The sequence below is a fragment of the Bacillus sp. DJP31 genome (genome assembly GCF_049310945.1).
Classification (GTDB): domain Bacteria; phylum Bacillota; class Bacilli; order Bacillales; family SA4; genus Bacillus_BS.
The window spans coordinates 1-7,887 of sequence record NZ_JBMERO010000054.1; the positions used below are offsets into that span (position 1 = coordinate 1).

The 7,887-nt window shown below is 29.6% G+C and carries 6 protein-coding genes and 1 pseudogene; 3 read left to right on the forward strand and 4 right to left on the reverse strand.

What is annotated here, in order from left to right; all coding sequences use genetic code 11:
* The coding region (locus tag ACOI1C_RS21795; protein ID WP_422512715.1) for a tyrosine-type recombinase/integrase at nt 1-435 on the forward strand (435 nt) is incomplete at its 5' end.
* Nucleotides 436-1,351: 916 nt separating this feature from the next.
* Here ACOI1C_RS21795 and ACOI1C_RS21800 read toward each other — a convergent pair.
* From ACOI1C_RS21800 to ACOI1C_RS21815, 4 genes and pseudogenes are all read right to left on the reverse strand, one after another.
* A pseudogene (locus ACOI1C_RS21800) lies at nt 1,352-1,619 on the reverse strand (transposase); the annotation flags it as partial.
* Between the two features lie 308 nt (nt 1,620-1,927).
* Nucleotides 1,928-2,389, reverse strand: coding sequence for a DUF4871 domain-containing protein (locus ACOI1C_RS21805; RefSeq protein ID WP_422512717.1), 462 nt, complete (start codon nt 2,387-2,389; stop codon nt 1,928-1,930).
* A gap of 243 nt (nt 2,390-2,632) precedes the next feature.
* Nucleotides 2,633-3,178: a methylamine dehydrogenase gene (locus tag ACOI1C_RS21810; protein WP_422512719.1), complete on the reverse strand. Its 546-nt coding sequence runs from the start codon at nt 3,176-3,178 to the stop codon at nt 2,633-2,635.
* Nucleotides 3,179-3,194: 16 nt separating this feature from the next.
* Nucleotides 3,195-3,698 carry a hypothetical protein gene (locus ACOI1C_RS21815; protein WP_422512720.1) on the reverse strand — a complete coding sequence of 168 codons (504 nt, stop codon included), beginning with the start codon at nt 3,696-3,698 and terminating at the stop codon, nt 3,195-3,197.
* 1,435 nt (nt 3,699-5,133) lie between these two features.
* Between ACOI1C_RS21815 and ACOI1C_RS21820 the strand changes: the two genes are divergently transcribed.
* Entirely contained in the window at nt 5,134-6,408 is a 1,275-nt protein-coding gene (locus tag ACOI1C_RS21820; RefSeq protein WP_422512722.1) for a tetratricopeptide repeat protein, read from the forward strand.
* A 1,091-nt stretch (nt 6,409-7,499) separates the two neighbouring features.
* On the forward strand, nt 7,500-7,887 hold a 388-nt coding region (locus tag ACOI1C_RS21825; RefSeq protein ID WP_422512724.1), incomplete at its 3' end, for a helix-turn-helix domain-containing protein.

Sequence of the window (7,887 nt, forward strand, 5' to 3'; positions counted from 1 at the left end):
GTCAATCTTAAGGTTGAAGATATTTATTGGGATGATAATACAATTTTATTGCCAAAAACTAAACACAGTAAAAGCAGAACAATTCCACTACGTTCAGGCTTAGCAAGTAGTATCAAAGCATACTGTTCACAAAATAATTTAAAGGATTCAGATAATTTATTCAGTCTTACACAAGATGATATAAGAAAAATATTTTATGAACTCTTATCAATAGCAAACCTACCTAAAGTAAATATACATTCATTAAGACATTCATTTGCCACCTTCATGTCAGAATCTGGTGCGGATATAACTGTAGTTCAACAATTATTAGGACATAGTGATCTCTTTACGACAAAAGGCTATGTACACTCTAATCAAATAAGAAACAGTCATATCTCAATAATGGAAAACCAGAAACTCTATCAACATTTATCAAATACAGAGCGTGATTAAGTTTTAATACCCTCCTTAAGTTGAAAAAATCGTTTGTCTGAGTTAATAACAGGATTCAGAATTAAACGGCTAACCAGTAATCTATCTATTAAACAAACGGAACGTATAATTTTTTGATTACATAAAATTACATTTGTATTATTTACTAATAAAACAATATAAAAAGGAGGACTGAAATGTTGGTCGCATTTCAGTCCTCCTTTTTATTTTACCTTTTTATAGGCTTTTCTCATAAACGGTGATCATTATTTAATAGGCCGAATAATACCCAACCAATTATTGTCATTTTTTGAACTAATAGCTTACGTTTTTGATAATACTTTTCCATAATAAAATTCCCTTTTTCGTTGGCACTGTAAAACAGTTAAGAGAACCTTCAGTTAAGGCTCGACCAGTTAACCTTGATATATCTAATAACTTTGTTATCTTTAATTATTTTAAATTACCTCCTAGTTACTTCCTAGAATAAGAAATATTAATTATTTATTTCATTTCTCCTTCAACGAAACTGCTGCTCAATTGCAATAGCGTCAGTCTTATTGAACAATCGCGCCTGATTGTTGAAGATCACTTTTCTATTGCATAGTATTCTTGTACTGTGCAGCAAATGACTTTGTTTTTTAGTTGTTCTTCTTAAATATAAGCTAACCGTTTGTGTAAGAGGGATTCAAAAAAAATTTCATTATGCTATAATATGATGAAAATTGGGTAATAAGAGGAGTAGAGAGATGATGGATCAAAAAAAATTAATGAAATAAATCAAATGTTAGGTCTTCAAAATACAGTACGTGATATTGTGCAAACACATAACTTACAAGATTGTTTTTACGCTGGAACTAAAGAGAAAAATTTATACATATGTTTAGAGGAATTAAACAAAGAATTACGCAATCCTGAAAACTCTTATCAAGATAAACTTAAACTCATGGTTATTCATCACAAGGCACATGGTTGCTAAATAGAGGAACCGCCGTAATCTAGACCTTCCACGTTTAGAAATGACAATTTGACCCATCCAATTACCTGAACTTTCTTCAGCTAGATGTAAACCTACATGACGTATTAGCAAGTTCACGTGAGAAAATCCGCTTAAATCCCCGGGCTTCACCTAATATACCTGCTAATGAGATTCCAATTATTCCTTTAATCATAATAAGTTTCTTTGCGAACGGTATTTGGTCGAGAAGAGATGATAGCCCACACCTATGACTATTTGGTGGATAAGCTTTGCTTATCGGTCTGATTTGTTGTATTCTTTGCAAACCTTATTGTAATTACTGTTAATCTGTACAGGTTAGATAGGTATATAGCAAAAAAAGAGATAAAAGAGATTATCCCTTTATTAAGACGAGACTAATTTTAAAGCATATTAATCCATTTCCTAATTTTGATAAGGTTTAACATCAATTTTTCTCTTATATTCGTTAATTTTAACTAATCGGTGAATTTACTTTATTAATTCCCCTGATATATGAACATGTAAGTTAGTTTATTACTCAACATCGATTATAAACTCAGCAAATGGACTCTTTCCTAGATAGACATTTATTTTCCATAAACCTGATTTATCAAAACGGACATATGAAGGCATGGTCTTTACTGCACCTAAATTCCCTTGAGTAAATTCTTTATTATATTCCCATGTTTTCTTTTCAGCTGACATGTCTACTAATAGAATTGGCGTTTTTTCATTTGACTCAATATGAGTGCCTTCTAATCTGAATGCCCCAGTGATTATACTAGGTTCTCCCCATAAATGCCAAAGGACTTTGAACGTTTCATTTGAATTGAACTTTGTATCAAGTATTCCAACCTTTCCTTCAATCCCTATCATTTTATTGTTTTCAGTTGAAAAGGTTGGAGTAGGTTTATAATGTTCTAACTTTGTTACTTCATTTTTGTTACATGCTGTACTTAGTATCATTAAGCATATTAAAACTAATATAGGTCTCATAACTTAACCTCCTGTGTTATAGGTGTTTTCTTTATTTCCTGATAAATCGTTGTTCTCACTACCAGATTCTTTATTTAATATTACCTTTTTACGGTATAACCAAAATGACATTAGTAAACCTACCTCATACAAATGCTTGTAATTTCTGATCTACATTTTTAAAACCTTCCATATTCTCCCTCCTTTCTAAAAATATCATATATCTAAAATGGAAGATATTAATCAACCAATTTTAAATCAAAGTCAAGCCACTTTATTAGACATAGATTTCACATATTTCTCAATGTGTCCATATGTATTAACTAGACCTTTTTCTTTTACAATACCTTCTGAATCTATTGCATATGCGAAAGGTGTTGCAGACACATCTAATGACATAGCTTGCTCATGAGAAATTATCAATGATTGACCCTTATAGCCAATTTTTTTAATATATTCTCTAGCTTCCTCTTTCTCGGCAAATATAAATAAGATAGGGTTAACTTTATATATGCTAGTTATCTTAATAAAATCAGGTAAGATCTTTTTACACTCTGTACAACGTGGAGAAACAAATAGAAATAATGAAGGTTTCCCAACTTCATTTCCTAAATTCCACCTAACTCCTTCTAGATTATAACTTTCAAAGAATGGAAGTTTCTTACCAATAGGTACTCCGCTATCATTTATTCCTCTAGCGGTACCCATTACCATTATTCCTAACTGTCTAAAAAGCACTAAATTTAATATGATTAATGGAACAATAAGTAGCCATAGTATAATGTATGATATTATGAATAATGTATTCAATTTCATCACTCCTATATTAATTTCTTATAAAATAAAGATATCTTTTACCTTTCTCTGTATATCCTTTAACTGCATAAATTGCATCAGGAAAACCTATAAAAAAAACAAAGCTCGTTACAATAAAAAGTAATAATAGAGTAATGCCTTGAAGTAGGTTTAGATTGGAAGGAACATTTATAATATGTGGTATGATAGAGAGTAAAATATTTATTAATATTAATCTTTTAGATAAAACTGAAGATACTTGGGAACCGAAACACCCACAGGATACTGCACCTTTTTTTGTAAAGTAATATGCTACTCCCACTGATTGTAAAATATAAACTCCTGACAACAATAACGTAGTAAAATATGAATCTAAATACATAAACACCATTGATACTACAATAGATTGAGTAATTATTAACATTATGTGAACTTTCGCTCCACCCGGAAATCTATCATCATCGTCAAATATCCTGGCCCAAACATAACTTACTATTGCAATTATTAATGGTAAACTAACCAAAGCCTTAACCATATCAACGCTTCCTTTCCTAATATTTTTTCTTCAGTTGCAACATCCACAATTACAATTGATTTTTCAACTATGATTACCTCTAATAAGTTTATATAAAATATAAACCAATAAACGTTAACTAACTGTAATCCATTATTACTAGTAATTGGAAAATGTTTGCTAGTGATTAATATATTACAGTAGCTGTTTTCATTCATCAATATATTCATACAATTTAAATATTGAGAAAATCACCTTTTAAAACATACATATTTATTAGTGTATTTTAAGCTATTTTCTCAATACAAATTATTAATAAAATGATATATAATGTATGCCTCACTTATATAAGGAAAAGTAAGGATAAATAAAACTCATTAACATTAAAAAGTTTATTCTAACTCAAGTTGACTTTTTTCTATGTTTTATAAACTTAATAGAAACTTGTAAATATCCATTTTCAAAAGGCTGGATCTACATTTTTTCACGTTTAAGGTTAAGTTATAGTGTTTTTAATTTTTAACAAAGCTGGGGAGTTGGAGATAATATGACTCGAGCTTCACTAAGAGTGTAAACAAAGTAAATGTAGTATAATTGGTTAATTTACAATTATTGATTGGTATAATCAAGGTTCTAGAAAAAAATGTAATGTAAATAGAAAAATCCTCAAAAACAGAATATTCATTTACATAAACATAATTAATTACTTACTTACATTAAATTTAGTAGATACCAATGAATACATTTATTAAAATGCAAAGAAAAAACCTTAAAAAAATTACTAGCTTCTCTTATTATCTATCATTTTCTATTGTAGAATATCTTTTTTATTTAGTCTCTAAGTCAAAAAGTTGTTTATTCAATACAGGATAACATTCGCATTTTCGTATCTTCTTGGTGAGGTTCAGTACTATTAACCACTTCTTTTATTGTTTGCACATATTTTTTATTTATTAATATCATTAACTAGATTATTTAATTGCTTGTCCATCTTTTCTTGCCTGCAAGAATCTTTTTCAATAATACTTTCCAATTCTCACTTCCCTTTTATCATATATAAACCCATTACCAAAGTCAGAAAAATCTCGTTTGTTCGTAATATTAAGTTCTCTATTCTGATGTAAATTTACTAACTTTAATGTATATTTACAGCTATAATGTGATTAGACATCATTCAACTTAGCTTGTGCAATTAAAAGCAATATATTTATAAGTTTAAAAGAGTAGCGAGATAATTTACGCTTTTTAAAAGGATAGTACAATCTACCAAACTACACCTATATATCCTTGCTTCAATAATTAATAATATTTATTAAAGTCCCTTAACATATATCGTCTACTGGGTCTATTAATATAGAAATTCACTATTCTTATTTTGCTTATAATTAGATAATTAGATATATTAGTATATGTATCATTATATTTTTATAGTATTTAATGGATTGAGGGATTTAATATGTCTATTGGAGAAAAAATACGTTTATATCGCTTAAATAAAGGATTGACTCAATCTGAATTATCTAATGGGATAATCTCTGTTTCATATTTATCAAAGATTGAAACCAACCAGATTAATACTAATGAGGAAACACTTATATTACTGTTTGATCGTTTAGGTATGCCCTTTCATTCTTCTAAAGTTTTAAATTATATGCCTATGTTAAATGAGTGGTACCATACGTTCGCTCACAAACAGGAAACAGACGCAGCAAAAGAAACTTTAAATATATTGCTTAAAAACAATATAGATTCTAATGGAGACTTCAATGTAATAATCCTGTTCTATCTATATCAATATCGATATTATCTAGGGATTAGAGATTTAGAATCTGCTGAGCAACTGATATTGAAATTAAATAGTTATTACGGTAACGACTTAATTAAAGGAAAACACAGATATTTTTATTTTAAATTTAAGGGACTTCACAATTATTTAAAAAATGATCTCGATGAATGTTACCAAGCACTTAAGATATCAGAAGAACACTTTACTAATTTTGTATTTGATAAGTGGGAGGAAGGAGATTTAAAATATTTAATTGCTCTAGTTTCAAGTAGGACTTGGAGAATTATGTTAAGTGTATCTTACGCAAATGAAGCTTTATTGGTCTACCAGGCGCTACTCCACGTAAAACGTTGCTCAGAATGTCTTATGATATTGGGTATTAACTATCGTAGAAGTATGGATTGGATTAAAGCTGAAGCATTCTATAAACAAGCGCTTGAACTTGCAGATAACTTAAATAGTGAAATATTAAAATCAAATATCTTACATAACCTTGGTTATGTTTATTCATCACAAGGTAATTCTGAATTAGCGGTTCAATATTACTTAAAAGGCTTAAATAATGATAAGAACGATATTTTAAGCCTATATTCTCTTTCTAAAGAATATAGACTAATGGGCAAAACAGATGAATGCTTAAAGTGGACAGAACTTGGTATGGAAATTAGTGAGGATAAAAACGATAAAGCACATTACTTTCATTTCAAACTAAATAAATACTTGTTAACTGATGATTTAAATCTGGAATACTCCTCTTTTTTGAAAGAAGATATAATTCCTTACTTTGAGAAAGAAAAACATTATGAGTTTGTTTCTTTTTATTGCAACCTCTTGGGAGACTTCTATACCAACAATAGAAAGTATAAAGATGCTAGTATTTATTACAAAAAAAGCTTAAATGCACTTGAGAAATTAAAAAACCTCCATTCTCTTTTGAATCAATAAAAAGCAAACTTCATTTTCTTTGTAACAACTAGTTTCAATAAAAGTTTTTGTGTATCACTAACTAGGACTGAATTACGAAAACTAACTTATGTCATAACAATTTACTATTAATAACACCAGTTGTTGCTACATAAAAAGGGCATACCAATTGAAGAAACATTTGGACACCCTTTTTTATATGAAAAATAATCGGATTTATCTCTCGGTAATTCACTTTGTTTTGTCTAGCTTAAATCTACCTCCTCTAAAAAGAAAAACTTAGAGAGGATACCTTTCAATATTGAAATTATATAATTAATTACCTCTTTATTTCAGATGTTCACAATATCACACAAAACTAGCTATCTAAATAATCTAATATCTAAACTAAATATTGGTATTAGGAAATAAACCTTGCTGATAAATCTCCTCTAACTTTTATTGAATCTGCAGTTTCATGGACTGGCTTAGCACCCTTTGTATGATATTTTATATTAATTTTACCATCAAAGTTATTCAAAATTTGTTTAGCAATTTGCTGTTTTAAACTAATACTTAATATCTTGGCAAAATATTCAAAAGTTAAGTCCTTTTTTATCCCGGAAATAATCGACTTCTTAAATACCGATGAATATAACGACGATATAAAGTTTTTAATGTCAACCTCAGTTTCTCCTGTTATATTATCAATAAACGCTTGAGGTAGGGTTCGGTTTATAGTCCCTTCGAATCCTAGATATGATATACACCCAGCATCTCTTACAGCAACATCACCTACTCCAACATAATCAATCGCAGTATAGCATGCAAACGCAACAACTTTTTTATTTCTAAGATGTTCAAGTCCGTCTCTAGTACTTATTAGAGATTCATAGTCCGGTTTTTCCTTTCCCTCTGAATCTTGTAATTTATGAAAAATAGCCCAATCACACCCGTGTGAAAAAATAAAAATTAAATCAGCACTCTTGAATTTTTCTAAACTTAGACTTGCTTCTGTAAACGCTAAACTAAAGTTAATACTTTTTGCTCGATAGAAATGAACACTTTATAACAACAACCTCTTACCTTCGGTATACTATTGATATTGGAGTTTAAGGGGGAGCAACGGAGTGATGAAGTGGATGAGATACATAGAAATTCAACAATTAAGACAGAAAGGATTTAAAGTTGCGGCAATCGCTAAAAAGTTAAGAATTAGTAGAAACACAGTATATGAGGATCTTAGAAAGACACCCGAAGAATTTGAAGAATGGGTTCTGTCATTAAGTAATCGGGGCAAAAAGCTAGATCTTCACCAAAAGTTAATTCTGAGCTGGCTTCAAGAACATCCAGATTTATCAGGAGCCCAGGTTTATGATTGGCTAAACGAAAAGTATGAGGGTATTAAGATTGGTGAAAGTACTGTACGACGATATGTGGGTGAGCTGAGAGAAACATACCAGATTCCCAAAAGTATAACCTATCGAACGTATCAAGCCGTGGAAGAGCTCCCAATGGGTA